This is a genomic window from Streptomyces xiaopingdaonensis, from assembly GCF_000262345.1.
GTDB classification, from domain to species: domain Bacteria; phylum Actinomycetota; class Actinomycetes; order Streptomycetales; family Streptomycetaceae; genus Streptomyces; species Streptomyces xiaopingdaonensis.
Genome location: NZ_AJTQ01000323.1, coordinates 1 through 23,978, shown reverse-complemented (window position 1 = coordinate 23,978; position 23,978 = coordinate 1). Strand labels below are relative to the sequence as shown.

The 23,978-nt window shown below is 72.8% G+C and carries 21 protein-coding genes; 18 read left to right on the top strand and 3 right to left on the bottom strand.

Annotated features, from left to right (window positions below; all coding sequences use genetic code 11):
• Window positions 1-86: 86 nt before the first annotated feature.
• Together UWG_RS0124870 and thiD are read left to right on the top strand one after the other, a co-directional pair.
• Complete coding sequence (locus UWG_RS0124870) at window positions 87-1,097, top strand: thiamine-phosphate kinase (RefSeq protein ID WP_016909907.1); 1,011 nt, start codon at window positions 87-89, stop codon at window positions 1,095-1,097.
• 58 nt (window positions 1,098-1,155) lie between these two features.
• Entirely contained in the window at window positions 1,156-1,971 is an 816-nt protein-coding gene (thiD, locus tag UWG_RS0124865; RefSeq protein WP_016909906.1) for a bifunctional hydroxymethylpyrimidine kinase/phosphomethylpyrimidine kinase, read from the top strand.
• Window positions 1,972-2,110: 139 nt separating this feature from the next.
• Here the strand turns inward: thiD and rpmB are convergent, their stop codons facing one another.
• The gene (rpmB, locus tag UWG_RS0124860; RefSeq protein ID WP_016909905.1) at window positions 2,111-2,296 is read right to left on the bottom strand and encodes a 50S ribosomal protein L28; all 186 of its coding nucleotides are present in this window, start codon (window positions 2,294-2,296) and stop codon (window positions 2,111-2,113) included.
• A gap of 230 nt (window positions 2,297-2,526) precedes the next feature.
• On the opposite strand from rpmB, the gene UWG_RS0124855 reads away from it, so the two are divergent.
• The 9 genes from UWG_RS0124855 (at window position 2,527) to mutM (ending at window position 11,608) form a co-directional block, all read left to right on the top strand.
• The gene (locus UWG_RS0124855) at window positions 2,527-4,149 is read left to right on the top strand and encodes a DAK2 domain-containing protein (protein ID WP_016909904.1); all 1,623 of its coding nucleotides are present in this window, start codon (window positions 2,527-2,529) and stop codon (window positions 4,147-4,149) included.
• Between the two features lie 47 nt (window positions 4,150-4,196).
• Window positions 4,197-6,422 (top strand): ATP-dependent DNA helicase RecG, encoded by a 2,226-nt coding sequence (gene recG / locus UWG_RS0124850; RefSeq protein ID WP_016909903.1) that lies wholly within the window; start codon window positions 4,197-4,199, stop codon window positions 6,420-6,422.
• A 65-nt stretch (window positions 6,423-6,487) separates the two neighbouring features.
• Entirely contained in the window at window positions 6,488-7,087 is a 600-nt protein-coding gene (gene rsmD, locus UWG_RS0124845; RefSeq protein WP_029391749.1) for a 16S rRNA (guanine(966)-N(2))-methyltransferase RsmD, read from the top strand.
• A 53-nt stretch (window positions 7,088-7,140) separates the two neighbouring features.
• Window positions 7,141-7,620, top strand: a complete 480-nt coding sequence (gene coaD / locus UWG_RS0124840; RefSeq protein ID WP_016909901.1) for a pantetheine-phosphate adenylyltransferase — start codon at window positions 7,141-7,143, stop codon at window positions 7,618-7,620.
• Between the two features lie 83 nt (window positions 7,621-7,703).
• Window positions 7,704-8,777 (top strand): hypothetical protein, encoded by a 1,074-nt coding sequence (locus UWG_RS0124835; RefSeq protein ID WP_016909900.1) that lies wholly within the window; start codon window positions 7,704-7,706, stop codon window positions 8,775-8,777.
• Window positions 8,778-9,045: 268 nt separating this feature from the next.
• Window positions 9,046-9,600: a YceD family protein gene (locus tag UWG_RS0124830; protein WP_050988644.1), complete on the top strand. Its 555-nt coding sequence runs from the start codon at window positions 9,046-9,048 to the stop codon at window positions 9,598-9,600.
• A gap of 2 nt (window positions 9,601-9,602) precedes the next feature.
• Window positions 9,603-9,776, top strand: a complete 174-nt coding sequence (gene rpmF, locus UWG_RS0124825) for a 50S ribosomal protein L32 (protein ID WP_026328761.1) — start codon at window positions 9,603-9,605, stop codon at window positions 9,774-9,776.
• A gap of 19 nt (window positions 9,777-9,795) precedes the next feature.
• Window positions 9,796-10,662: a ribonuclease III gene (gene rnc, locus UWG_RS0124820; RefSeq protein WP_193386483.1), complete on the top strand. Its 867-nt coding sequence runs from the start codon at window positions 9,796-9,798 to the stop codon at window positions 10,660-10,662.
• Between the two features lie 67 nt (window positions 10,663-10,729).
• Window positions 10,730-11,608 (top strand): bifunctional DNA-formamidopyrimidine glycosylase/DNA-(apurinic or apyrimidinic site) lyase, encoded by an 879-nt coding sequence (gene mutM, locus UWG_RS0124815; protein ID WP_016909896.1) that lies wholly within the window; start codon window positions 10,730-10,732, stop codon window positions 11,606-11,608.
• 19 nt (window positions 11,609-11,627) lie between these two features.
• Here mutM and UWG_RS0124810 read toward each other — a convergent pair whose 3' ends face one another.
• Window positions 11,628-12,467 carry a CAP domain-containing protein gene (locus UWG_RS0124810; RefSeq protein ID WP_016909895.1) on the bottom strand — a complete coding sequence of 280 codons (840 nt, stop codon included), beginning with the start codon at window positions 12,465-12,467 and terminating at the stop codon, window positions 11,628-11,630.
• Window positions 12,468-12,848: 381 nt separating this feature from the next.
• Here UWG_RS0124810 and UWG_RS0124805 point away from each other — a divergent pair, with 381 nt between their 5' ends.
• From UWG_RS0124805 to ftsY, 4 genes are all read left to right on the top strand, one after another.
• The gene (locus UWG_RS0124805) at window positions 12,849-13,112 is read left to right on the top strand and encodes an acylphosphatase (protein ID WP_029391747.1); all 264 of its coding nucleotides are present in this window, start codon (window positions 12,849-12,851) and stop codon (window positions 13,110-13,112) included.
• 339 nt (window positions 13,113-13,451) lie between these two features.
• Window positions 13,452-13,658 (top strand): hypothetical protein, encoded by a 207-nt coding sequence (locus UWG_RS0124800; RefSeq protein WP_016909893.1) that lies wholly within the window; start codon window positions 13,452-13,454, stop codon window positions 13,656-13,658.
• A gap of 484 nt (window positions 13,659-14,142) precedes the next feature.
• Window positions 14,143-17,748, top strand: coding sequence for a chromosome segregation protein SMC (smc, locus tag UWG_RS0124795; protein WP_016909892.1), 3,606 nt, complete (start codon window positions 14,143-14,145; stop codon window positions 17,746-17,748).
• Window positions 17,749-17,820: 72 nt separating this feature from the next.
• The gene (gene ftsY, locus UWG_RS0124790) at window positions 17,821-19,035 is read left to right on the top strand and encodes a signal recognition particle-docking protein FtsY (RefSeq protein ID WP_029391746.1); all 1,215 of its coding nucleotides are present in this window, start codon (window positions 17,821-17,823) and stop codon (window positions 19,033-19,035) included.
• A gap of 159 nt (window positions 19,036-19,194) precedes the next feature.
• On the opposite strand, the gene UWG_RS0124785 is transcribed toward ftsY, so the two are convergent.
• Window positions 19,195-19,902, bottom strand: a complete 708-nt coding sequence (locus UWG_RS0124785; protein WP_016909890.1) for a bifunctional DNA primase/polymerase — start codon at window positions 19,900-19,902, stop codon at window positions 19,195-19,197.
• A 452-nt stretch (window positions 19,903-20,354) separates the two neighbouring features.
• Between UWG_RS0124785 and nsdA the strand changes: the two genes are divergently transcribed.
• The 3 genes from nsdA (at window position 20,355) to UWG_RS0124770 (ending at window position 23,758) form a co-directional block, all read left to right on the top strand.
• On the top strand, window positions 20,355-21,836 hold the full coding sequence (nsdA, locus tag UWG_RS0124780; RefSeq protein WP_016909889.1) for a transcriptional repressor NsdA: 1,482 nt from the start codon (window positions 20,355-20,357) through the stop codon (window positions 21,834-21,836).
• A gap of 309 nt (window positions 21,837-22,145) precedes the next feature.
• The gene (locus UWG_RS0124775; RefSeq protein WP_016909888.1) at window positions 22,146-23,423 is read left to right on the top strand and encodes an ammonium transporter; all 1,278 of its coding nucleotides are present in this window, start codon (window positions 22,146-22,148) and stop codon (window positions 23,421-23,423) included.
• Window positions 23,420-23,758 carry a P-II family nitrogen regulator gene (locus UWG_RS0124770; RefSeq protein WP_016909887.1) on the top strand — a complete coding sequence of 113 codons (339 nt, stop codon included), beginning with the start codon at window positions 23,420-23,422 and terminating at the stop codon, window positions 23,756-23,758. Before UWG_RS0124775 ends, UWG_RS0124770 begins: the two co-directional genes overlap by 4 nt.
• The last annotated feature ends 220 nt before the right edge of the window (window positions 23,759-23,978 follow it).

Sequence of the window (23,978 nt, the reverse complement as noted above, 5' to 3'; positions counted from 1 at the left end):
AGGGGGAGGCCCGCGCAAAGCCGGCCCGTAGCGCTCCGGCGGGCCGGCGCACGGGCACACTCGACGAGCAACGAAGGGGCGACGACATGCAGGATCTGAGCGGGGGCGGCGCAGCCGAGGGCTACGCCGCGGGGCGCAATCCCGGAACGGTGGGCGAGCTCGGCGAGTTCGGCCTGATCAGGGAGTTGACCTCCCGGCTCACCTCGACGCCGGCCGTGCGCGTCGGACCGGGCGACGACGCCGCCGTCGTCGCCGCACCGGACCGCCGGGTGGTGGCGACGACCGACATCCTGCTGGAGGGCCGGCACTTCAGGCGCGACTGGTCGACGGCGTACGACGTGGGCCGCAAGGCGGCCGCGCAGAACCTCTCCGACATCGCGGCGATGGGCGCGTCACCCACCGCGCTCCTGCTCGGACTCGTCGTCCCCGCCGAACTCCCCGCCAACTGGCCGACGGAGCTGATGGACGGCATCAGGGACGAGGCGGCCGTCGCCTCCGCGGCGGTGGTCGGAGGGGACACCGCACGGGGCGAGACGATCACCGTCTCGATCACGGCCCTCGGCGACCTCCGCAACCGCGAACCCGTCACGCGCTCCGGTGCGCTTCCCGGCGACACGGTGGCGGTCACGGGCTGGCTCGGCTGGTCGGCGGCCGGGCACGCGGTGCTTTCGCGCGGTTTCCGCTCGCCCCGCGCGTTCGTCGAGGCGCACCGCAGGCCCGAACCGCCGTACCACGCGGGTCCCGCGGCGGCCGAGCTCGGTGCGACCGCCATGATCGACGTCAGCGACGGACTCGTCGCCGACCTGGGGCACATCGCCCGCGCGAGCCGGGTCCGGATCGATCTGAAGTCCTCCGAACTCGACATCCCCGCGCAGATGCACGACATCGGCCAGGCCGTCGGCGTCGATCCGATCCAGTGGGTCCTCACCGGCGGCGAGGACCACGCGATCGTCGCCACCTTCCCCGGCGGGCGCAAGCTGCCGGCGCGGTGGCGCCGCATCGGCGAGGTGCTCGCGCCCGCGGTCCGGCCGCAGGTGACCGTCGACGGCGCCGCGTGGGCCCGGGCGGGCGGCTGGGACCACTTCGGCGACGAGTGACCACCGCTGCCGTACTCCGGGGCCCAACTCGCCGAGCCCGCCGGGTAGTCTCGGCGGCGTGCCTGCTCAACCGATCGCCGCAGCTCCGCCCCGAGTCCTCACCGTCGCCGGCTCCGACTCGGGGGGAGGCGCGGGCATCCAGGCGGACCTGAAGACGATGCTCGCGCTCGGCACCCACGGCATGAGCGTCGTCGCCGCCGTCACCGCGCAGAACTCCCTCGGAGTGCAAGGGTATTGGGAGCTGCCGGCCGAGGCGGTCGCCGCGCAGTTCCGCAGCGTCGTCGACGACATCGGGGTGCAGGCGGTCAAGACGGGGATGCTCGCCTCGGCCGAACTCGTCGCGCTCGTCGGTGAGTTGCTCGCCGAGGTCGAGGCGCCCGTCGTCGTCGACCCGGTCGGCGTCTCCAAGCACGGCGACTCGCTGCTCGCGGCCGACGCGCTCGACGCCGTCCGCGAGCGGCTCCTCCCCGTGGCGACCGTCGTCACCCCCAACCTCGACGAGGTCGCCCAACTCACGGGGGTCCACGTGGAGTCGGAAGAGGGGCTGCGCGAGGCCGCCGAGGCGGTGCTGGCCCACGGGCCGACGTGGGCGCTCATCAAGGGCGGGCATCTCGCCGAAGGCGACGCCGTCGACCTCCTCACCGACGGCCGCGCCGAGTACTGGCTCCGCGCGCGGCGCCGCTCCAACCGCCATACGCACGGCACCGGTTGCACCCTGGCGAGCGCGCTCGCCGCGCGCCTCGCCAGGGGGGACGCCGTCCCCGAAGCGGCCGCGGCGGCGAAGGAGTACACGGCAGGGGCGATAGCCGCCGGCTTCCGGCTCGGCGCCGGCATCGGGCCCGTCGACCACGGGTGGCGGCTGCGCGGCGTGTGAGCAGCCGCCTGCGGGGGGCAACGGTGCTGCGGTGCGTACGGGCCGGCCGTCCGGACAGACAGAAGAGCCGGCCCGTCAGAGACGGGTCGGCTCTCCACAGCGACCAGCGAGGTGGCCGCGCTGCGTTACACGAAGGACGTCAGCGCGAGACCTTGCCGGCCTTGATGCACGAGGTGCAGGCGTTGACACGCTTCGGCGTCCCACCGATCACCGTGCGGACGCGCTGGATGTTGGGGTTCCAGCGACGCCGGGTGCGGCGGTGCGAGTGGGAGATGTTGTTGCCGAAGCTGGGGCCCTTGCCGCAGACGTCGCAGTTGGCAGCCACGGGGTCACTCCAAAGACTTCAGATGCACGTACGGTCAATCCCGGCCACGCGGAGTCGGGTAGACGACCGGCGGTGACTGGAGATGGTGCCCGATTCAGTAGGGCAACCACCGAAGCATACAACGCCCCGGCAGGCCGGAGGAAACCGGCCGCCCTCGGCCCCCGCGAGGGGCCCCTGTCCGCGGGCCCGACGTAGCCTGCCGGGGACCGCCGACGAAGGAAGGGCCCCACGTGCCGCACCCGCTCGACCCCGACGCCGTACGCCGCTGGTGCACCGCCGCCCGTACCGCGTTGGAAGCGGCCCGCCCCGATATCGACGCGATCAACGTCTTCCCCGTCGCCGACGGGGACACCGGCACCAACCTGGCCCGCACGTTCACGGCGGCTGCCGCGGCCCTTCCCGAACAGGACGGCGCCACCGCGTCCGAGGCCGTGCGCGCGATGGCGCGCGGAGCGCTCCTCGGGGCCTGCGGCAACTCGGGGACGATCCTCGCCCAGTACCTCCGCGGTCTCGCGCTGGGCCTCGACCCTGCCCAACCGCCCGGCGACCCCGGCCACTTGCTCGCCGCCGCACTGCGCCGGGCCGCCGAAGCCGCCTACGAAGCGGTGGCCCACCCCGTCGAGGGCACGATGCTCACCGTCGCCTCGGCGGCCGCCACCGCGGCCGAGGAGAGCAGGGACCGACCGCCCGCACTCGTCGCGGACGCCGCCTGCCGCGGCGCCGCCGCCGCGCTCGCCGCCACCACCGAGCAGTTGGGAGTCCTCGCCGCCGCCGAGGTCGTCGACGCCGGAGGCACGGGCCTGCTCGCCGTCCTCGGCGCCCTACGGCAGGCGCTCGGCGGGGCGCCGCTGCCGGACGCCCCGCCCGACTCCGGCCCCGCGCGGCCGAGTTCGCCACCCGACGCCGACGTTCCCGCAGGCGCACCCGCGTACGAGGTGATGTACCTCCTCGAGACCGGAGCCGAGGAGGTCGCGGCGCTCCGCGCCCGGCTCTACCCGCTCGGTGACTCCCTCGTCGTCGGCGGCGGCGACGGCCTGTGGAGCATCCACGTGCACGTCCACGACGCGGGCGCCGCCGTCGAAGCGGCGCTCGACGCTGGCCGCCCCCGGCGCATCCGCGTCGCGCACCTCGGCGACGGCTGCGGCGCCCCCGAGACGGCACCCCGCGCACGCCGGCACGAGGGCGCCGAGCGCGGCCCGGCGCCGCGCGCGGTCGTCGCGGTCGTGCCGGGCGAGGGCCTCGCCGGACTGTGCACGGAGGCCGGAGCCGCCGTCGTCCCCGCCGCCGCGGCCGACGAGCCCGCACTGCTCGACGCGCTCCGCGCCGCGGGCGCCGGGCAGGCGGTGCTGCTCCCCAACGACACGGAGCTCCACGCGGTGGCGGCGCGCGCGGCCGCCGCCGCTCGCGAGGCCGGCATCCGTACCGCCGTGATCCCGACCCGCGCCGCCGTCCAGGGCCTCGCCGCGCTCGCCGTGCACGCGGCGGAACTCCGCTTCGACGAGGACGTGGTCGCCATGACCTCGGCCGCCGGCGCCACCCGCTACGGCGAGGTCGCCGTGGCCGCCCGCCGCTCCTGGACGACGGCCGGCGTGTGCCAGGCGGGGGACGTGCTCGGCCTCGTCGAGGGCGACGTCGCCCTGATCGGCGACGGGATCGCCGAGGTCGCCGACGAGGTGGTGGACCGCATGCTCGCCGCGGGGGGCGAGCTGGTGACGCTGGTGACGGGCTCCGAGGCACCCGCGGGGCTCGGCGAGCGGCTGCGGGAGCGGGTGCGCACCCGGCACCTCGGCGTCGACACCGTGGTCTACGAGGGGCGGCAGCACACCTCGCCGCTCCTCGTCGGCGTCGAGTAGCCGCACCTTCGCCCCCGTCCGTCGGTGGTATCCGCCAAGATGGACCCGTGGCTGCGCGTGACGAAGAACCCTCCCCCGACCCGCTCGGCGAGCCCCTGCGGAAGCTGCTCGGCGGCAGCACCGCCAAGGCGATGGCCGACCACCTCGACCTGCACACGGTCGGCGACCTCCTCCACCACTACCCCCGCAGGTACGCGGAGCGCGGCGAGCTGACCCGCCTCGCGGAACTGCCGCTCGACGAGCACGTCACCGTCGTCGCGCAGGTCGCCGACGCGCGGGTGCACAAGTTCAACCACGGGCGCGGGCAGCGCCTGGAGGTGAACCTCACCGACGGTTCGGGGCGGTTGCAGCTCGTCTTCTTCGGCCGCTCGGTCCACTACCACCAGCGCGCGCTCCTCCCCGGCAGGCGCGGGATGTTCGCCGGCAAGGTCGGCGTCTTCAACCGCCGCCTCCAGCTCTCCCACCCGGATTACAAACTCCTCGACGAGGAGACCGGCCGCGAGGAGGCCGAGCGCTTCGCCGCCGAACTGCTGCCGATCTACCCGGCGGTGCGGCAGCTCTCCTCGTGGACGATCGAGCAGTCCGTGGCGACCGTCCTCGCCGCGCTGGAGGCGACCTCCTGGCGCGGCCTCGCCGACCCGCTGCCCGAGCGGCTGCGCGGCGAACGCCGCCTCGTCCCGCTCGCCGAGGCGCTGGAGAAGGTGCACAGGCCGCAGTCGAAGGCCGAGATCGCCGAGGCGCGGACGCGGCTGAAGTGGGACGAGGCGTTCGTCCTCCAGGTCGCGCTCGCCCGCCGCCGCGCCCAGGAGTCGAGCCGCCCCGCCGTCGCGCGGCGCCCGGTGGAGGGCGGCCTCCTCGACGCCTTCGACGCGCGGCTGCCCTTCGCCCTCACCGAGGGCCAGCAGCAGGTGAGCACCGAGATCCTCGCCGATCTCGGCACCGAACACCCCATGCACCGCCTGCTCCAGGGCGACGTCGGCAGCGGCAAGACCCTCGTCGCCCTGCGCGCCATGCTCGCCACCGTCGACGGCGGCGGCCAGGCGGCGATGCTCGCGCCGACCGAGGTCCTCGCCCAGCAGCACCACCGCTCCCTCACCGAGATGATGGGCAGCCTCGCGGAGGGCGGCATGCTCGGCGGAAGCGAGCAGGGCACCCGCGTCGTGCTGCTCACCGGGTCGATGCCGGCCGCGGCCCGGCGCAAGGCGCTGCTGGAGCTGACGACGGGCGAGGCCGGCATCGTCGTCGGCACGCACGCCCTCATCGAGGACAAGGTCACCTTCGAGGACCTTGGCCTCGTCGTCGTCGACGAGCAGCACCGCTTCGGTGTCGAGCAGCGCGACGCCCTGCGCGCGAAGGCCGAACGCCCGCCGCACCTGCTGGTGATGACGGCGACGCCGATCCCGCGCACCGTCGCGATGACCGTCTTCGGCGACCTGGAGACGTCCGTCCTCGACCAACTCCCCGCGGGCCGCTCCCCGTTGACGACCCACGTCGTGCCGGCGAAGGAGAAGCCGCACTTCCTCAGCCGCGCCTGGGAGCGGGTGCGGGAGGAGGTCGAGGCCGGGCACCAGGGGTACGTGGTCTGCCCCCGGATCGGGGACGAGGAGCCGGCGAAGGCGGGGGCTGCGGAGCAGGACGGGGACGAGGACGCGGAGAAGCGCCCCCCGCTCGCCGTCCTCGACGTCGCCGAGCAGCTCACGGCGGGGCCGCTCGCCGGACTCCGCGTCGAGCCGCTCCACGGGCGGATGGCCGGCGAGGCGAAGGAAGAGGTGATGCGCCGCTTCGCGGAGGGCGAGGTGGACGTGCTCGTGGCGACGACGGTCGTCGAGGTCGGCGTCGACGTCCCCAACGCGACCGTCATGGCGATCATGGACGCGGACCGCTTCGGCGTCTCCCAACTCCACCAGCTCCGGGGCCGCGTGGGCCGTGGTGTGGCGCCCGGCCTCTGCCTGCTCGTCACCGACATGCCCCCCGCCACGCCCGCGCGCACCCGCCTCGACGCCGTCGCCGCGACCCGTGACGGGTTCGCGCTCTCCCGGATCGACCTGGAGCAGCGCCGCGAGGGCGACGTCCTCGGGCAGGCGCAGTCCGGTGCGCGTTCCTCGCTGCGGATGCTCGCCGTCATCGAGGACGAGGACGTCATCGAGGAGGCCCGCCGCGAGGCGACCGCCCTCGTCGCCGCCGACCCGGAGCTCGCCGAACAACCGGAACTCCGCACGGCACTCGCCGCCCTCCTCGACACCGAACGGGAGACCTTCCTCGACAAGGGATGATCCGCCCGCACCCGCGGCCCGGGCGCGTGAAAACCTCGAACCCTCCCACTCAACAGGAGCACCCATTGACCCGTGTGATCGCCGGAGCAGCGGGCGGACGCCGGCTCTCGGTGCCGCAGGGCGGCAGCACCCGCCCCACCTCCGACCGCGCCCGCGAGGCGCTCTTCTCCAGCTGGGAGGCGCAGTTGGGCGGCGCCGGCGGCTGGCGCGGCCTGCACCTGCTCGACCTCTACGCGGGCTCGGGCGCCGTCGGCCTGGAGGCGCTCTCCCGCGGCGCGGCCCACGTGCTGCTCGTCGAGGCCGACGCGGGAGCGCTGCGGACGCTGCGTGAGAACGTCCGCTCCGTCGGGCTGCCCGGAGCCGAGGTGCGCGCGGCGAAGGCGGCCCGGCTCGCGGCGGAGCCCGCTCCCGAGCACCCTTACGACGTCGTCTTCCTCGATCCGCCGTACGCCGTCACCGACGACGCCCTCCGCGAGATACTCCTCACACTCCGCACCGGAGGCTGGCTGTCCGAGATCGCGCTGGCCACCGTGGAACGCAGCACCAGGGGCGGTGAATTCCGCTGGCCGGAGGGGTTCGATGCGATGAGGTCCCGTCGGTACGGGGAGGCGACGCTTTGGTACGGTCGCGCCGCCGAACGGGAAGTTACCCCCCGGTCATGTTGAGTGCAGGGGGAGGAGCCCCCACCTCAGAGCCGTCCGAGAGCGAGGAAACGCCAGTGCGTCGCGCAGTCTGTCCGGGGTCCTTCGATCCCATCACCAACGGACACATCGACATCATCGCCCGCGCCTCGAAGCTGTACGACGTGGTGCACGTGGCCGTGATGATCAACAAGTCCAAGCGCGGCCTCTTCACCGTGGACGAGCGGCTCGCGATGATCCGCGAGGTCACCGAGGAGTTCGGCAACGTCGAGGTGGAGGCGTTCCACGGGCTCCTCGTCGACTTCTGCAAGGAGCGCGACATCCCCGCGATCGTCAAGGGCCTCCGTGCGGTCAGCGACTTCGACTACGAGCTCCAGATGGCGCAGATGAACAACGGCCTCTCCGGCGTCGAGACGCTCTTCGTCCCCACCAACCCGACCTACAGCTTCCTCTCCTCGAGCCTCGTCAAGGAGGTCGCCACCTGGGGCGGGGACGTCTCGCACCTGCTGCCGGAGCCCGTGCAGAAGCGCCTCGTCGAACGTCTCGCCGAGAGCTGAGCGGAGCGCCGAACACCGGGCGGGGCGTGCGGGGTTGGGGCACCGGCTGTCGACTCGGGTCCGCTCGCCGTACAGTCACCCTCGTGGACGTACAGCAGAAACTCGATGAGATCGTCGCCGCCGTCGACGGCGCGCGCTCGATGCCCATGTCCGCCTCGTGCGTGGTCAACCGGGCCGAGCTCCTCGCCATGCTCGACGAGGTGCGCGAGGCGCTTCCGGGATCGCTCGCGCAGGCGCGGGAGGTCCTCGGCGGCCGCGAGCAGATGGTCGAGGAGGCGCGCCGGGAGGCCCAGCGGATCGTCGAGACCGCGGAGGCCGAGCGCGGCTCGATGGTGTCGGGGACCGAAGTGGCCCGGCGTTCGCAGGAGGAGGCCGACCGCATCCTCGCCGAGGCGCGCCGGGAGGCCGAGGAGATCCGCGCCGAGGCCGACGAATACGTCGACAGCAAGCTCGCCAACTTCGAGGTGGTGCTGAGCAAGACGGTCGGCTCGGTCGAGCGCGGGCGGGAGAAGCTGCTCGGCAGCGGCCCGGGCTCCGAGGAGTGGAACGCGGAGTACGCCGAGGACGCCCCGGAGCGCACCACCGACCCGCACGAGCTGCGCAAGCGGGCCGACGGCTACGTCGACGCCCGCCTCGGCTCCGTCTCCGCCGTCCTCACCAAGACCCTCGAGGCCGTCGGACGCGGCCGACAGAAGCTGCAGGGCCACGAGCCGATCGACGAACTCGCCGCCCACATGGCGGCCCAGGACGGCGCCGGCGACCGCGCGCTGCACGCCACGGACGACGAGTTCCTCGCCGGCCTCTCGCAGCAGCCTCAGCAGGCGCCCCCGGCCGAGCAGCAGCCCGTGCACGTGCCCCAGCAGCACCCGCAGTACGTGCCCGCGGCCGAGCACCAGGCGCCGGACCCGTACTACGCCGAGCAGGCCGATCCGTACGCCTATCAGCAGCAGTACTACGCGCCGCAGCAGGACCCCTACTACGTGCAGCAACCGGTCGCCTACCAGGGTGACTTCGCCGGCTACTACGAGCAGCAGCCGGCGCCGCAGCAGTACCAGCAGGGCGGCAACCAGCTCGACGAGACGAGCTTCTTCGACACGAGCATGATCGACCTGGAGCAGGTAAGGCAGTACGAGGAGCGGTACGACCAGCGGCGCTGAGAGCGGCTGCGCGGCCGCCCGAGCCCCGCATACGAGGTCAGACAGCCCGGATTGGGCCATCGCCGACCTCTGAAGTATCCTGGCCCCTCGGTCACGCGTATCGCCGCGATGCAGGCTGCCCGGATCGGTGCACCGTCCACGGTCCCGCCCGGCAACCCGACCCGTACATCGGCACCACCGTAGAAAGCAGGACACCCTGAACGCCCCCCTCGACCACCGCGCCCCCCTCGTGTTCGACACACGCGAGCTGGGGCGGCGTCCTGGTGCGATGAAGAGGGTGTCGACCAAGGTGCCCTCGCCCGGTGGTCTCGGTGTCGAGTTCATCAAGGTGCCGGACGACGCCGAGATCGAGATCGACCTGCGCATGGAGTCGGTGGTGGAGGGCGTCCTCGTGACGGGGACCGCCCGTGCGCCGCTCACCGGCGAGTGCGTAAGGTGTCTCGAGCCGCTTGAGCAGCAGTGCGAAGCGGAGTTCCAGGAGATGTTCTCCTACCCGGACGTCGACGAGCGGGGCCGCGAGAGCGCGGAGTCCGAAGAAGACTCCGAAGAGGAGACCTACTCCCTAGAGGGCGATCTCTTCGACCTCGAACCCGTGCTGCGTGACGCGGTGGTGCTCTCGCTGCCGCTCCAGCCGGTGTGCAGGGAGGACTGCCCGGGTCTGTGCTCCCAGTGCGGGGCCCGTCTCGCCGACGACCCGGACCACCAGCACGAAGAAGCCGTCGACATCCGTTGGGCGGCACTGCAGGAACTCGCCGGCACCATGAGGGACGGCGAGCAGGACAACGAACCCCGCTCCGGCGGGGACGACCCACAGGAGAAGTAGCCGTGGCTGTTCCGAAGCGGAAGATGTCGCGCAGCAACACGCGTCACCGCCGGTCGCAGTGGAAGGCTGCGGTCCCGACCCTGGTGAAGTGCGAGCGCTGCCACGAGCCGAGGCAGCAGCACATCGCGTGCCCCAACTGCGGCACCTACAACAAGCGTCAGGTCCTAGAGGTCTGATCGGCTGGTGACGGGCTCGATGTCAGACGCCAGCACGCCCGAGAACCCCCGTGCCAAGCGCGGAGGTGATTCGGACCTGGTAGAGGCGGCCTCGTCACATGCGCTCCTGGAAGGGCGGCTCGGGTATCACCTGGAGTCCGCCCTTCTGGTGCGTGCGCTGACGCACCGCAGCTACGCCTACGAGAACGGCGGACTCCCCACCAACGAGCGCCTGGAGTTCCTCGGCGACTCGGTGCTCGGACTCGTCGTGACGGACACGCTCTACCGCATCCACCCCGACCTCCCCGAGGGCCAGCTCGCCAAGCTCCGCGCCGCGGTGGTCAACTCCCGCGCGCTCGCGGGCGTTGCGCGAAATCTCGACCTCGGCTCCTTCATCCGCCTCGGCAGAGGTGAGGAGGGGACCGGCGGCAGGGACAAGGCGTCGATCCTCGCCGACACCCTCGAAGCCGTGATCGGCGCCGTCTACCTCGACAAGGAGCTGTCGGCCGCCTCGGAGCTGATCCACCGGCTCTTCGACCCGCTCATCGAGAAGTCCTCGAACCTCGGCGCGGGTCTCGACTGGAAGACCAGCCTCCAGGAGCTGACGGCCGCCGAGGCGCTCGGCGTCCCCGAGTACGTCGTCAGCGAGACGGGCCCTGATCACGAGAAGACCTTCACGGCTGCAGCCCGCGTCGGTGGTGTCGCGTACGGCACCGGCACAGGACGCAGCAAGAAGGAGGCCGAGCAGCAGGCTGCCGAGGCGGCCTGGCGCTCGATCCGCGCCGTCGCCGACGGCAGGGCGGCGGCCTCCGAGGACGTCGCCGAGCGCGGCACCGCGAACGGCGCCGCCCCCGCCGAGACGGGCGGCTCGGGCCAGGAGTCCGAGAGCAGCCCGGCGGGCCGCTGACCCCGGCTCTCCGCCCGACTTCGCCTCGGGCGGAGAGCATCATCCCCGATCACCGTCCGGAGACCCGATGCCCGAGCTGCCCGAGGTCGAGGTGGTACGGCGCGGGCTGGAGCGTCTCGTCACGGGCCGCACCATCGCAGCCGTCGAGGTCCTGCACCCGCGCTCGGTCCGTCGTCACGTCGCCGGCGCCGCCGACTTCACCGGACGCCTCGCCGGCCTCCGGTTCGCGCCGGCCCGGCGCCGCGGCAAGTACCTGTGGCTCCCGCTGGAGGGCGCCGACCAGGCGCTCCTCGCGCACCTCGGGATGAGCGGGCAGTTCCGCGTGCAGCCTTCCGGCGCTCCCGACGAGCGGCACCTGCGGGTACGTCTCGCCTTCACCGATCCGGAGGCAGGCGAGTTGCGCTTCGTCGACCAGCGCACCTTCGGCGGGCTCTCCGTCCACGCGCAGACCACGGAAGGGTTGCCCGACGCGGTCGCGCACATCGCCAGGGACCCGCTCGACGAGGAGTTCGACGAGGCGGCCTTCCACGGTGCCCTGCGCCGCCGGCGCACGACCGTCAAGCGCGCCCTCCTCGACCAGTCCCTCATCAGCGGCGTCGGCAACATCTACGCGGACGAGGCGCTCTGGCGCTCCCGCCTCCACTACGACCGCCCGACGGCGACGCTCGCCAGGAGCCGCACCACCGAACTCCTCGGCCACATACGGGACGTGATGACGGCGGCCCTCGCGGCCGGCGGCACCAGCTTCGACAGCCTCTACGTCAACGTCAACGGGGAGTCCGGCTACTTCGCCCGCACCCTCGACGCCTACGGACGTGAGGACGAGCCCTGCCGGCGCTGCGGCACCGCGATGCGCCGCAGCGCCTGGATGAACCGCTCGAGCTACTACTGCCCGCGCTGCCAGCGACGCCCCCGTACCCCTGCCCGGGCGCCCGCGGGCGTGTGAGGGCGCGGCACGCCACGGCTCAGAAGCCGAACTCCTGGACCCACCACGGACCGCCTTCGCCGAAGTGCGCGCTGACGCCGAGGGTGCGGTAGTCGCAGTTGAGTATGTTCGCCTTGTGCCCGGGGCTGTTCATCCACGAGTCCATGACCGACTGCGCGTTCGCCTGGCCTCTGGCTATGTTCTCGCCGCCGAGGTTGTCTATGCCGCGGGCCTCGGCGCGGTCCCAGGGGGTTTGGCCGTCGGGGGAGTTGTGGCTGAAATAGCCGCGCTTCGCCATGTCGGCGCTGAAGTCGTCGGCGAGCGAACCGAGCCGTGTGTCGGCGGTGACGGGCTTGCAGCCGGCCTTGGCACGCTCCTGGTTGACGAGCTGGAGCACCTCCGTCTCGGCGGCCGTCTGCGCGTCGGGGGTCTGCTTGGACTTGGTGCTCCCCGGCTGCGCCTCCTGGGAGCCGCCGCCCTGTGAGCTTCCCGACCCTCCGGGCGAGGAGGAGCTCTCGCTGCCCCCCGAGGAGCCGTCCGATTCCTTGCTCGACTCGGACTGCGAAGGAGAGGGCGTCGGCTTCGCGTCCCCGCTGCCGCGCGACTCGTCCTTCTCCGGCCGTTCCCGTTCCTTGTCGCGGCTGGCCGTGTCGCGCTCGTCCGCCGAACGGCCGCTCTCCGAGCGGGAGTCGGTCTTGGAGGGCGTGGGGGAGACGCTCGCCGGAAGGCCCCCGTCGTCGAGATCGCTGGGGGAGTCGGCCTGTACGCGGTCGTTCTGCTGGCCTCCTCCGAGACCGCCCGGGCCGGGAACCAGCCCGGAGGCGACGGCGACCGCACCCATCGCCATGGCTGCCGAGGCGCCCAGCAACCCGGTGCGCACGGGGGCCGCACTCCGCTTCCGGTGGCCTCCGCCGCGGTGGCGGGCTGCGGGCTCGGGTCTGCCGGACGCGGAATCCACGGGAGCGGCAGCCGGGTCAGCGCGTCGATGACGGCCCATCTCTGCTGTCCTCACAATGCTCGGCGTCGATGATCTGCACCGTCCTCACCCGTACGGGTGAGGCATGTTGACGGGCAATGTACGGCATCACAGGGGAGGCCGATGTGCCGACCCGAGAAATGTCCCGATAGCGTGCGGGGCATGGCAGCAATGACTCCGCATGCCGGCGGACCCGAGGAGACGGACCGCGCCGAGAGCCGGGAGACCGGCGAGGCCGCCCCGTCCGCGCCGCGCACCACCGCCGATTCGGCGGGCAGAGTACGCATGACGGCCTGGGTCAGGGGCGAGGTGCAGGGCGTCGGCTTCCGCTGGTTCACACGCGCCGCGGTGCTGCGAATCGGTGGCCTCGTGGGATACGTCTCCAACCTCGACGACGGCAGGGTGCAGATCGTCGCCGAGGGGCCGCGCGACGGATGCGACCGCATCCTGGAGTGGCTGCGGGGCGGCGACACCCCCGGCCGGGTCGAGGGCGTCACCGAGCTCTTCGACCAACCCCGAGGCGGATACACGGAGTTCGCCATCCGGTGATCCAAAGCGGTTGCCATTCGCCTGCGGGCGTGCGAGGCTGCCGCAACGGATCGGGAGAAGCGGCCCGGCCGTGCCGACCAGGGATTCCGGGAGCAGGGGAGACGCCCCGCGGGAGGCCGACTCCGGCGCAGCGCGCCGTCGAGGCAGGGCCATGCCGTGACGTGGGGCGTGATCGTGTTGACCGTCAAACCTTTTGGTGAGACTCTGGAAACACCCTGCGCACCTGACCTGTTTGATTCCTGAGAACCTGACAAAAGTCCAGAGCAGACACAGCGGGTGCGATCCCCTCTAGACCCACCACCGCTTCGGTCGGTCACTCAGTGTGGAGGACCATCCATCATGGCAAAGGCGCTTCTCGGTTACGTCGGCGGCTCCGACCCCCGCGTTCTCGCCGAGATGCGACGGCTGCAGCAGCGCGTAGAGGACCTGGAATCCGAACTCGTTCGTATTCAGGCCGAGAACGACGCTCTGTCCGCCGCATCTCGTAACGAGGACCGGGTGCTCGAAGGTATCGACGTCGCCACGGCGGAGCCTGCGCTGACCTGATCGTCCTCGGGGCTGATCCGGAGTACACGGGCCGGGAGCCGTCGGACAACCGCTTTCACGGAAGGGCCGCTCGGTCTGCGGCTTTGCCCTCGTTCTTCGCGCGTCCTCGACGTCCGGAGACGTCCGCCTTTCGTGAGTGCGCCCTCCGTCGCTTCCGCCCTGTCGCCCCTGTCTCCACGGCAGGAGCACCGGCAGTCCCGTACGGCGCGGGACCCGAGCCATCGGGCCTTCCGTCGTCGGGTGATCAGGCGCTCAGCCGCCCAGCACATCTGTAAGGGACGCTTCGGCGTCCCTTCGTCGTTTCCACCGCCTCCGCTCCCCGGCCGGGCTGCGTTCCTGCCCCTCTCGGCACGTCGACCGCGGACGGTGCCCGTCTGCCTACCGTCTGATCTGCCCCCGCCCCCCAGAGGCGAAACCAGCGGGAGACGGCCGGCCGCGAGGTCCGCGCGACATCCCGGGACGAACGCCAGTAGAGTCCGGACGCGTGCACCTCAAGAGCCTGACCATGCGGGGGTTCAAGTCCTTCGCCTCCGCCACGACGCTCCGCCTGGAGCCGGGGATCACCTGTGTCGTGGGCCCCAACGGCTCCGGGAAGTCCAACGTCGTCGACGCCCTCTCGTGGGTGATGGGCGAACAGGGCGCCAAGTCGCTGCGGGGCGGCAAGATGGAGGACGTCATCTTCGCGGGCACCACGGGGCGCCCGCCGCTCGGCAGGGCCGAGGTCTCGCTCACCGTCGACAACTCCGACGGGGCGCTGCCCATCGAGTACGCCGAGGTCACCCTCACGCGGATCATGTTCCGCAACGGCGGCAGCGAGTACCAGATCAACGGCGACACCTGCCGCCTCCTGGACGTGCAGGAGCTCCTCTCCGACTCGGGGATCGGGCGCGAGATGCACGTCATCGTCGGGCAGGGGCAGTTGGACGGGGTCCTGCACGCCGACCCCACGGGCCGCCGGGCGTTCATCGAGGAGGCGGCCGGTGTCCTCAAGCACCGCAAGCGCAAGGAGAAGGCGCTGCGGAAGCTCGACGCGATGCAGACCAACCTCTCGCGCGTCCAGGACCTCACCGAGGAACTCCGCCGCCAGCTCAAGCCGTTGGGGCGCCAGGCGGCGGCCGCGCGGCGGGCCCAGGTGATCCAGTCCGAGCTGCGTGACGTGCGGCTCCGGCTGCTCGCCGACGACCTCGTCAAGCTGCGGAAGGCGCTCAGCGCCGAGGTCGCGGACGAGGCGGCGTTGCGGGAGCGGAAGGAAGCGGTGGAGGGGCGGTTGAAGGAGGCGCTGCGGCGGGAGGCGGCGCTGGAGCAGCAGGTGCGTACCCTCGCGCCGCGGCTGGAGCGCGCCCAGCAGACGTGGTACGGGCTCTCCCAGCTCGCCGAGCGCGTTCGCGGCACCGTCGGCCTCGCCGACCAGCGTGTGCAGCACGCCTCCGCGCCGCCTGCCGAGGAGCGCAGGGGGCGCGATCCGGAGGAGATGGAGCGCGAGGCGCAGCGCGTCCGCGAGCAGGAGGCGGAGCTGGAGGCCGCGTTGGAGGCGGCGTCGACGGCGCTCGACGACACGGTGGCGCACCGCGCGGAGTTGGAGCGTCGCCTCGGTGACGAGGAGCGCAGGCTGCGGGACGCCTCACGGGCGCTCGCCGACCGGCGGGAGGGCCTGGAGCGGCTCCGTGGCAAGGCGGGCGCCGCGCGGAGCCGGGTCGCCTCGGCGGAGGCGGAGGTCGAACGGCTGGCGCTGTCGCGGGACGAGGCGCGTCGTCGTGCCGTGGAGGCCGCGTCGGAGCACGAGAAGCTCCGCGCCGAGGTCGAGGGGCTCGACGGCGACGACGGCGAGCTCGCCGGGCAGCACGAGGCGGCCAAGGAGGCGCTCGCCGCAGCCGAGGAGGCGCTCACCGCCGCGACGGAGGCGGCGACGGCCGCGGAGCGGGAGCGTGCCGCGGTCTCGGCCCGGCACGATGCGCTCGCCCTGCAACTCCGGCGCAAGGACGGGAGCGGTGCGCTCCTCGCGGCGGCTGACCGCCTCTCCGGGGTGCTGGGGCCCGCCGCCGAACTCCTCACCGTGGCGCCGGGGTTCGAGCTGCCCGTGGCGGCCGCGCTCGGCGCCGCTGCCGACGCGGTGGCCGTCGCCGACGCGGGGACGGGCGTCGAGGCGCTGCGGCTCCTGCGGAAGGACGACGCGGGGCGTGCGGCGCTCCTCGTCGGCGGAGGCGCGGAGGAGCCGGTCGGTTCTGCGGCGTCGGGCGAGTGGCCGTCGGCGGTGGCGGGCGAGCCGGTCGACGCCGCGCGCCTGGTGCGCGCTCCGGAGGAGCTGCGGCCCGCGCTGGCCCGGCTGCTCGGCGAGACGGTCGTGGTGGGGACGTTGGAGGAGGCGGAGGAGGTGGTGCGGCGGCGGCCGCGCGCCACCGTCGTCACCGCCGAAGGTGACCTGCTCGCCGCCCACTTCGCGCACGGGGGCTCGGCGGGTGCGCCGAGCCTGTTGGAGTCGCAGGCGGCCGTGGACGAGGCCGCCGAGGAGCTCGCCGGCCTGGAGGTGCGCTGCGAGGAGCTCGCGGGGGAGCGCGAACGGGCGAAGGAGCGCCGGCGCGCGTGCGCCGCCGAGGTGGAGGAGCTGGCCGCGCGGCGCAGTGCGGCCGAGCGCGAACGGTCCAGGCACGCCGGGGAGCTGGGACGGCTCGCGGGGCAGGCGCGGTCGGCGGAGGGCGAGGCCGAGCGGGCTGCGGGCGCGGTCGTGAAGGCCGAGGAGGCGGTGGCGAGGGCGCGTGAGGAGGCGGACGAGGCCGCCGAGCGCCTCGCCGTCGCCGAGGAGGCGCAGGAGGACGACGAGGAGCCCGACACCTCGCTCCGCGACCGGCTCGCGGCCGACGGAGCCAACGCGCGGCAGACGGAGATGGAGGCCCGGCTCCAGGTCCGTACGCACGAGGAGCGCGTCAAGTCCCTCGCGGGGCGCGCCGATTCGCTCGACCGCGGGGCGCGCGCGGAGCGCGAGGCGCGGTCGCGGGCGGAGGAGCGCCGGTCGCGGATGCGCCGGGAGGCCGAGGTGGCGCAGGCGGTCGCCGACGGGGCGCGGCAGCTCCTCGCGTACGTGGAGGCTTCCGTCCGGCGGGCCGACGAGGAGCGGAGCGGCGCCGAGCGGGCGAAGGCGGAGCGCGAGGCGGAGCTGGGACAGGAGCGGGAGAGCGGCCGGGAGCTCAAGGAGGAGCTCGACAAGCTCACCGACCACGTGCACAAGGGCGAGGTGCTCGGCGCCGAGAAGCGCCTGAAGATCGAGCAGTTGGAGGGCCGCGCCCTGGAGGAGCTGGGCGTCGAGCCGGAGGCGCTGGTCCGCGAGTACGGTCCGGACCGGCCCGTGCCCTCGGCGCCCCCGCTCGACGCCGCGCCTCCGCAGGTGGACGACCCTTCGCAGGTGCCGGAGGTCGAGGAGCCGGCGGAGGACGAGGGGAAGCCGTTCGTCCGCGCGGAGCAGGAGAAGCGGCTCAAGGCGGCGGAGCGCGCCTACCAGAAGCTCGGCAAGATCAACCCGTTGGCGCTTGAGGAGTACGCGGCCCTGGAGGAGCGCCACCGCTTCCTCGGCGAGCAGCTCGACGACCTCAAGAAGACCAGGGCCGACCTGCTCCAGGTGGTGAAGGAGGTCGACGAGCGCGTCGAGCAGGTCTTCACCGAGGCGTACCACGACACCGCGAGGGAGTTCGAGGGCGTCTTCGCGCGCCTCTTCCCCGGCGGTGAGGGCCGCCTCGTGCTCACGGACCCGGACGACATGCTCACCACGGGCGTGGACGTCGAGGCGCGGCCTCCGGGCAAGAAGGTGAAGCGGCTCTCGCTCCTCTCCGGCGGGGAGCGCTCGCTCACCGCGGTGGCGCTGCTGGTGTCGATCTTCAAGGCGCGGCCGAGCCCCTTCTACGTGATGGACGAGGTCGAGGCGGCGCTCGACGACACCAACCTCCAGCGCCTGATCCGGATCATGGAGGAGCTCAAGGACAGCTCCCAACTGATCGTGATCACGCACCAGAAGCGCACCATGGAGGTGGCCGACGCTCTCTACGGCGTCTCGATGCAGGGCGACGGCGTCTCGAAGGTGATCAGCCAGCGGCTCGCCTGACCCGCGACCGGGACATCCGGCGGGGGAGGGTTGGGCGGTGATCGCGGAGCGGTGGCTGATACTGGTCGGGCTATGGAAACCGTCATCCTTGTTGTAGTCATCGCCGTGATTCTGCTCGGCGCGCTCAGCGGACTCGTGGTGAGCGGCCGCCGCAAGCGGGCCGCTCCGCCGAAGGAGACCGCGGCGCCAGCAGAGACCACCGAGGCGCCTCCGACCGAACCGCGGGTCGGGGAGGAAGCCGACACCACCGAAGCCCCGCGGAGAACCATCGAGGAGGTCGGGCTCCCCGAAGCGGAGGCCGAGGCGCCCGCCGCGCCCGCGCCCGCGCCCGTCGAGCCCGAGATCGAGACGCCGGCGCCGGCCGCCGGCCGACTCGTCCGCCTCCGCGCGCGGCTCTCGCGCTCCCAGAACTCCCTCGGCAAGGGCTTGTTGACCCTGCTCTCGCGGGAGCACCTCGACGAGGACACCTGGGAGGAGATCGAAGACACGCTGCTCACAGCGGACGTCGGCGTGAGCGCCACCCAGGAGCTCGTCGAGCGGCTCCGCGAGCGCGTCCGCGTCCTCGGCACGCGTACGCCCGACGAACTGCGTGCGCTGCTCCGCGAGGAGCTGCTCACCCTCGTCGGCCCCGACCTCGACCGCACCGTCCACACCGAGACTCAGGGGCCCGTCGACCGGCCCGGCGTCGTCCTCGTCGTAGGCGTCAACGGCACGGGCAAGACCACGACGACGGGCAAGCTCGCGCGTGTCCTCGTCGCCGACGGCAGGTCCGTCGTCCTCGGCGCCGCCGACACCTTCCGCGCGGCCGCCGCCGACCAGTTGCAGACGTGGGGCGAGCGCGTGGGCGCCCGCACGGTCCGCGGGCCCGAGGGCGGCGACCCGGCCTCGGTGGCGTTCGACGCGGTCAAGCAGGGCACCGAGGCGAGCGCGGACGTCGTGCTCGTCGACACCGCGGGCCGGCTGCACACCAAGACGGGGCTCATGGACGAGCTCGGCAAGGTCAAGCGCGTCGTGGAGAAGCAGGGTCCTGTCGACGAGGTACTCCTCGTCCTCGACGCGACGACCGGGCAGAACGGGCTCGTCCAGGCGCGCGTCTTCGCCGAGGTGGTGGACATCACCGGCATCGTGCTCACCAAGCTGGACGGCACGGCGAAGGGCGGCATCGTCGTCTCCGTGCAGCGCGAACTCGGCGTTCCCGTCAAGCTCGTGGGGCTCGGCGAGGGTCCTGACGACCTCGCGCCGTTCGAGCCCGAGGCGTTCGTCGACGCGCTCGTCGAGGGCGAGTGACGGGCGCCCGCGCGTGCCACGGCGGGGAGGGGGGATGAGCTGCCCGGGTCGGGCGCCCGAACAGCCGGCGGTCGTCGAGCCGTTGGGCGTCCGACCGCATCCGGGAGGAAGCGGAGCCGCGGTCCGCACGGGCCGCGGCACCGGCCGGTGGGGCAGCGTTCAGCGCTGCGCCGACCTGTGCGCCACGTACGCGAGGGTGCCGAGGAGGAGCCGGGCTTCGGGGGGCCGGGAGACGCCGTCGGGGGAGGGGCCGCGGAGCCAGCGGACGGGGCCGAGCCCGGCGCGATCGGAGGGCGGTGCGGTGATGTATTCGCCCTTGCCGAGGCCGCGCAGATCGAGCCGGGCGTCGTCCCAGCCCATGCGGTAGAGCAGGTGCGGGAGTTCGGCGGCGGCTCCCGGCGCGACGAAGAACCAGGCGCGGCCCTGCGGGGTGAGGGCCACGGGCCCTAGCGGCAGGCCCATCCGCTCCAGCCGCACCAGCGCCGAGCGCCCTGCCGCCTCGGCGAGTTCGATGACGTCGAAGGTGCGGCCCGTCGGCAGCAGCAGTCCTGCGCCGGGGACGGTCGACCATGCGCGGGTGGCCTCCTGGAGGGTGGCGCCGGCCGGTACTTCGAGGGAAGCGTCGAGCGGATGCGTACCCGGTGCGGGGCAGGCGGGCGCGCCGCAGGAGCATGCCGCGCGGGCTCCTCCGGCGCGGACGGCACGGACGGCGCGGGCTCCGGGGACCACGGCCCAGCCCCACAGGCCGGTGTACTCGGCGACCGCGGTACACACCGAGGCGCGGACGCGCCTTCGGCCGCCGGGCCGCAGATGGTTGATCTCCCGCAAGGCGCCGAGACCGCCGATGGAGCCGATCGTGAAGCCCATGCCTCCTCCAACGGGTGCCGTGCGCGGATGGTTACGAGCGCTGCGGACCGGCGCCGGGGACGGCGGCCGGGGTGCGCGCGGTGGCGGGAGCCCGCGGGGCTGCGGACGTCGCACACGGTGAACGCCCGGGCGCCGACGGGGCGTTGGGAACCGGCGTGCTCCGCTTTCGTGGTCAAGTCAACCGCGTGTGGGCGACGAAAGGTTCATCCGAAGGGGTGGCGAATGGTGGCGATTACGGGTTCGCTCTCGCGGGACTCGTGATCGTAGGATTACTTTCGGTACGCACAGTGCGGGGGCGCCTGCGGCGGGGGTTGCGCTGCGGGCACGCGCTCATCGATGACCTGGATGGCGTGAACCTCGTGGATGGAGTAGACGGCACCGCGGCTGCGGGCGCCCGGGCCGCGGACGCGGCCGACGCGCCGCCGACGGGCTCGGGGGCGGAGGGGGGACCTGTGGTCGAGGGCGTGCAGTCCGGCAAGTGCCCCAACGCGCAGCTCAGTTCGTGGTTCGTACGCAGCGGCTGGTCCAAGGGCGAGCTGGCGCGGCAGGTCAACCGCCGTGCGCGGCAGCTCGGCGCCCACCACATCAGCACGGACACCTCACGCGTCCGCCGGTGGCTCGACGGCGAGCAGCCCCGCGAGCCGATCCCGCGCATCCTCTCCGAGCTCTTCTCCGAGCGGTTCGGCTGCGTCGTGCCCGTCGAGGAGCTGGGGCTGCGCAGCGCGCACCGCTCCCCGGCGGCCTCCGGGGTCGACCTGCCGTGGGCCGCGCCCCAAACCGTCACGCTCATCAGCGAGTTCACTCGCGGGGACCTGATGCTCGGGCGCAGCGGCTTCCTCGGCAACTCGCTCGCCATGGCGGCGGGCCCCGAACTGGTCGAGCCGATGCAGCGGTGGCTCGTGCCGAACCCCTCGCCGGCCGCCGAGGAGCTGCCGGCGCCGGCCGTCGGCGAGCGCCCCGACCTTTCCGCACCCGAACTCGACCTGCTGGAGCAGACGACGGTCATGTTCCGGCGCTGGGACGCGCAGTGCGGGGGCGGCCTCCGCCGCAAGGCGATCGTCGGCCAGCTCCACGAGGTCACCGAGCTGCTCGAGGAGGAGCACCCCGAGCGGATGCAGCGCCGTCTCTTCGGCGTCACGGCCGAACTCGCCGAGCTGGCCGGGTGGATGAGCTACGACGTCGGCCTCCAGACCACCGCGCAGAAGTACTTCGTCCTCGCCCTCCACGCCGCGAAGGAGGCCGACGACCGTCCGCTCGGCGCGTACGTGCTCAGCAACATGTGCCGCCAGATGATCCACCTGCGTCGCTCCGAGGACGCCCTGGAACTCGTCCACCTCGCGCAGTACGGCAGCCGCGAGGGGGCCACCGCGCGTACCCAGTCGATGCTGTACGCGATGGAGGCGCGCGCCTACGCGAACCTCGGGCAGCCCGGCAAGTGCAAGCGCGCGGTACGGATGGCGGAGGCGACCTTCGAGGAGGCCGACGAGACCGACTCGGAGCCCGACTGGATTCGCTTCTTCTCCGAGGCCGAACTCTGCGCCGAGACGGCCCACTCCTACCGAGACCTGGCCTACGCCTCGGGCCGCAGCCCGACGTACGCCTCCCTGGCCCAGCCGGCGATGGAGCGCGCCGTCGCGCTCTTCGCGCGCGAGGCGGCGGAGTCCGAGGGCGGCGGCCACCGCCGGAGCTACGCGCTGAACCTCATCGGCATGGCCGGCCTGCACCTGCTGCGGAGGGAGCCGAAAGGGTTCGCCTCCTGTGCGGGAGAGGCGATCGACCTGGCGAAGCTGCTGCGTTCGGAGCGCGTCCACAACAAGCTGCGGACGACGGCCGCTTCGGCCGTCCACGAGTTCGGTGACGTCGCCGACGTCGTCGAGTTGAGCCGCCGACTCGAGGCCGAGCTGCCGGAGGAGGCCGCCGCCGTCGCCGGATGAGCGGCGCCGTCCGAACCGCCGGTTGCGGCGGCCCGGTCGCATCGATTCGGCTCCCCCGCCAGATCACCGGGTCCGCCGCGGCCGGCTCCTACGTGTCCGCGCCCTCCCGCGTCACCGCAGGAGCCGGCCCGGAGAATAGCGCCTTCCGCGCGCTGGGCACGGGCGATTCACCCCCGCGTAACACCGGTCCCGCCCTCTTCACGTGCGCGCAACGGATCTCGGCATCGAAGGAAACGCGGCTTCGGGAAGCTGGGCGCACACCGCCCGCAGAATCTTCCCGCACGGCTTGCGACTTCGAGGAGACGTCCATTGAACGGCGCGGATACCGCTTTCGTACTGGTCAGCGCATCCCTGGTCATGTTGATGACACCGGGGCTCGCCTTCTTCTACGGCGGCATGGTCAGGGTCAAGAGCGCCCTCAACATGCTCATCATGTCCTTCATTTCGCTCGGCATCATGGGCGTCCTGTGGGTGCTCTACGGTTACTCGCTGGCATTCGGTCCCGACACCGGAGGCGTCATCGGGAACCTCGACTTCATCGGTTTGAAGGGCATAGGGCCCGAGAGCCTCACGGAAGAGGGCGGAATCCCCGTCCTCGCTTTCGTGGTCTTCCAGATGATGTTCGCCATTCTCACTCCGGCGCTGATGAGCGGCGCACTCGCGGACCGTGTGAAATTCGGTTCCTGGGCGCTCTTCATCGCGTTGTGGGGAACCGTCGTCTACTTCCCGGTCGCCCACTGGGTGTGGGCCGACGGCGGATGGCTCGCCGAGCTCGACGTCATCGACTTCGCAGGCGGCACCGCGGTCCACATCAACGCCGGTGTCGGCGCGCTCGCCGCCGCGCTCGTCGTCGGCAAGCGCATCGGCTTCCCGAAGGAGCCGATGCGTCCGCACAACCTGCCGCTCGTCGTCCTCGGCGCCGCGCTGCTGTGGTTCGGCTGGTTCGGCTTCAACGCCGGCTCCGAGCTCGCCGTCGACGGCACCACCGCCAACATGGCGCTCAACACCCAGCTGGCCACCGGCGCCGCCGTCCTCGGCTGGCTCGTCTACGAACGCCTCCGCCACGGTGCCTGCACCACGCTCGGTGCGGCCTCCGGGGCTGTCGCCGGCCTCGTCGCGATCACCCCGTCCGGTGCGGACGTCAATGCCATGGGGGCGCTCGCCATCGGCGTCGTCGCCGGCCTCGTCTGCTCCTGGGCCGTCAGCCTCAAGTACAAGTTGGGCTACGACGACTCGCTCGACGTCGTCGGCGTCCACCTCGTCGGCGGCGTGATCGGGACGCTGATGGTCGGCTTCCTCGCCGTCGACGGCGTCGGCGGCGCCGGGCAGTTCGGGAAGCAGGCGATCGGTGCCTTCTCCGTGATGGTCTTCTCCTTCGCCGTCTCCTGGCTCCTCGCCAAGCTCATCCAGGTCACCATCGGCTTCCGGGCCGACGAGGACGACGAGACCGCAGGCGTCGACCGGGCGTTCCACGCGGAGACCGCCTACGACTTCAGCGCGGTCGGCGGCTCCTCCCGCTCCCGCGCCGGGTCCGGCGCCGACCGGGACGCCGCGCAGGCGGCGCGGGACAAGAAGGTGGACGCATGAAGCTCATCACCGCGGTCGTCAAGCCGCACCGCCTCGACGAGGTGAAGGAGGCGCTCCGCGCATTCGGGGTCCAGGGCCTCACCGTCACCGAGGCCAGCGGGTACGGGCGCCAGCGCGGCCACACGGAGGTCTACCGGGGTGCGGAGTACACCGTCGACCTGGTGCCGAAGGTCCGGATCGAGGTGCTTGTCGAGGACGAGGACGCCGAGCAGTTGACCGGGATCGTCGTCGAGGCGGCGAGGACCGGAAAGATCGGCGACGGCAAGGTCTGGGTCGTCCCCGTCGAGACGGCGGTACGGGTCCGCACCGGCGACCGCGGCCCCGACGCGCTCTAGGAGACCAGACCACCCCGGCGTACGTCCCGGTGCTCACCCGGGGCGTACGCCGGATCGCGTACCGAGACAGGGGATCGGATGACAACCACGCGAGACCCCGACGCGACCGCACCCGGCGGCGGTTACGCGGCGGCCCGGCTGCGCCTTCTGCGCGGCGAAGCGGAGCCGGGAGCGCCGCGTCGCGCTGCGCTCGCCGCCCTCACCGACCGCTGGCTCGCCT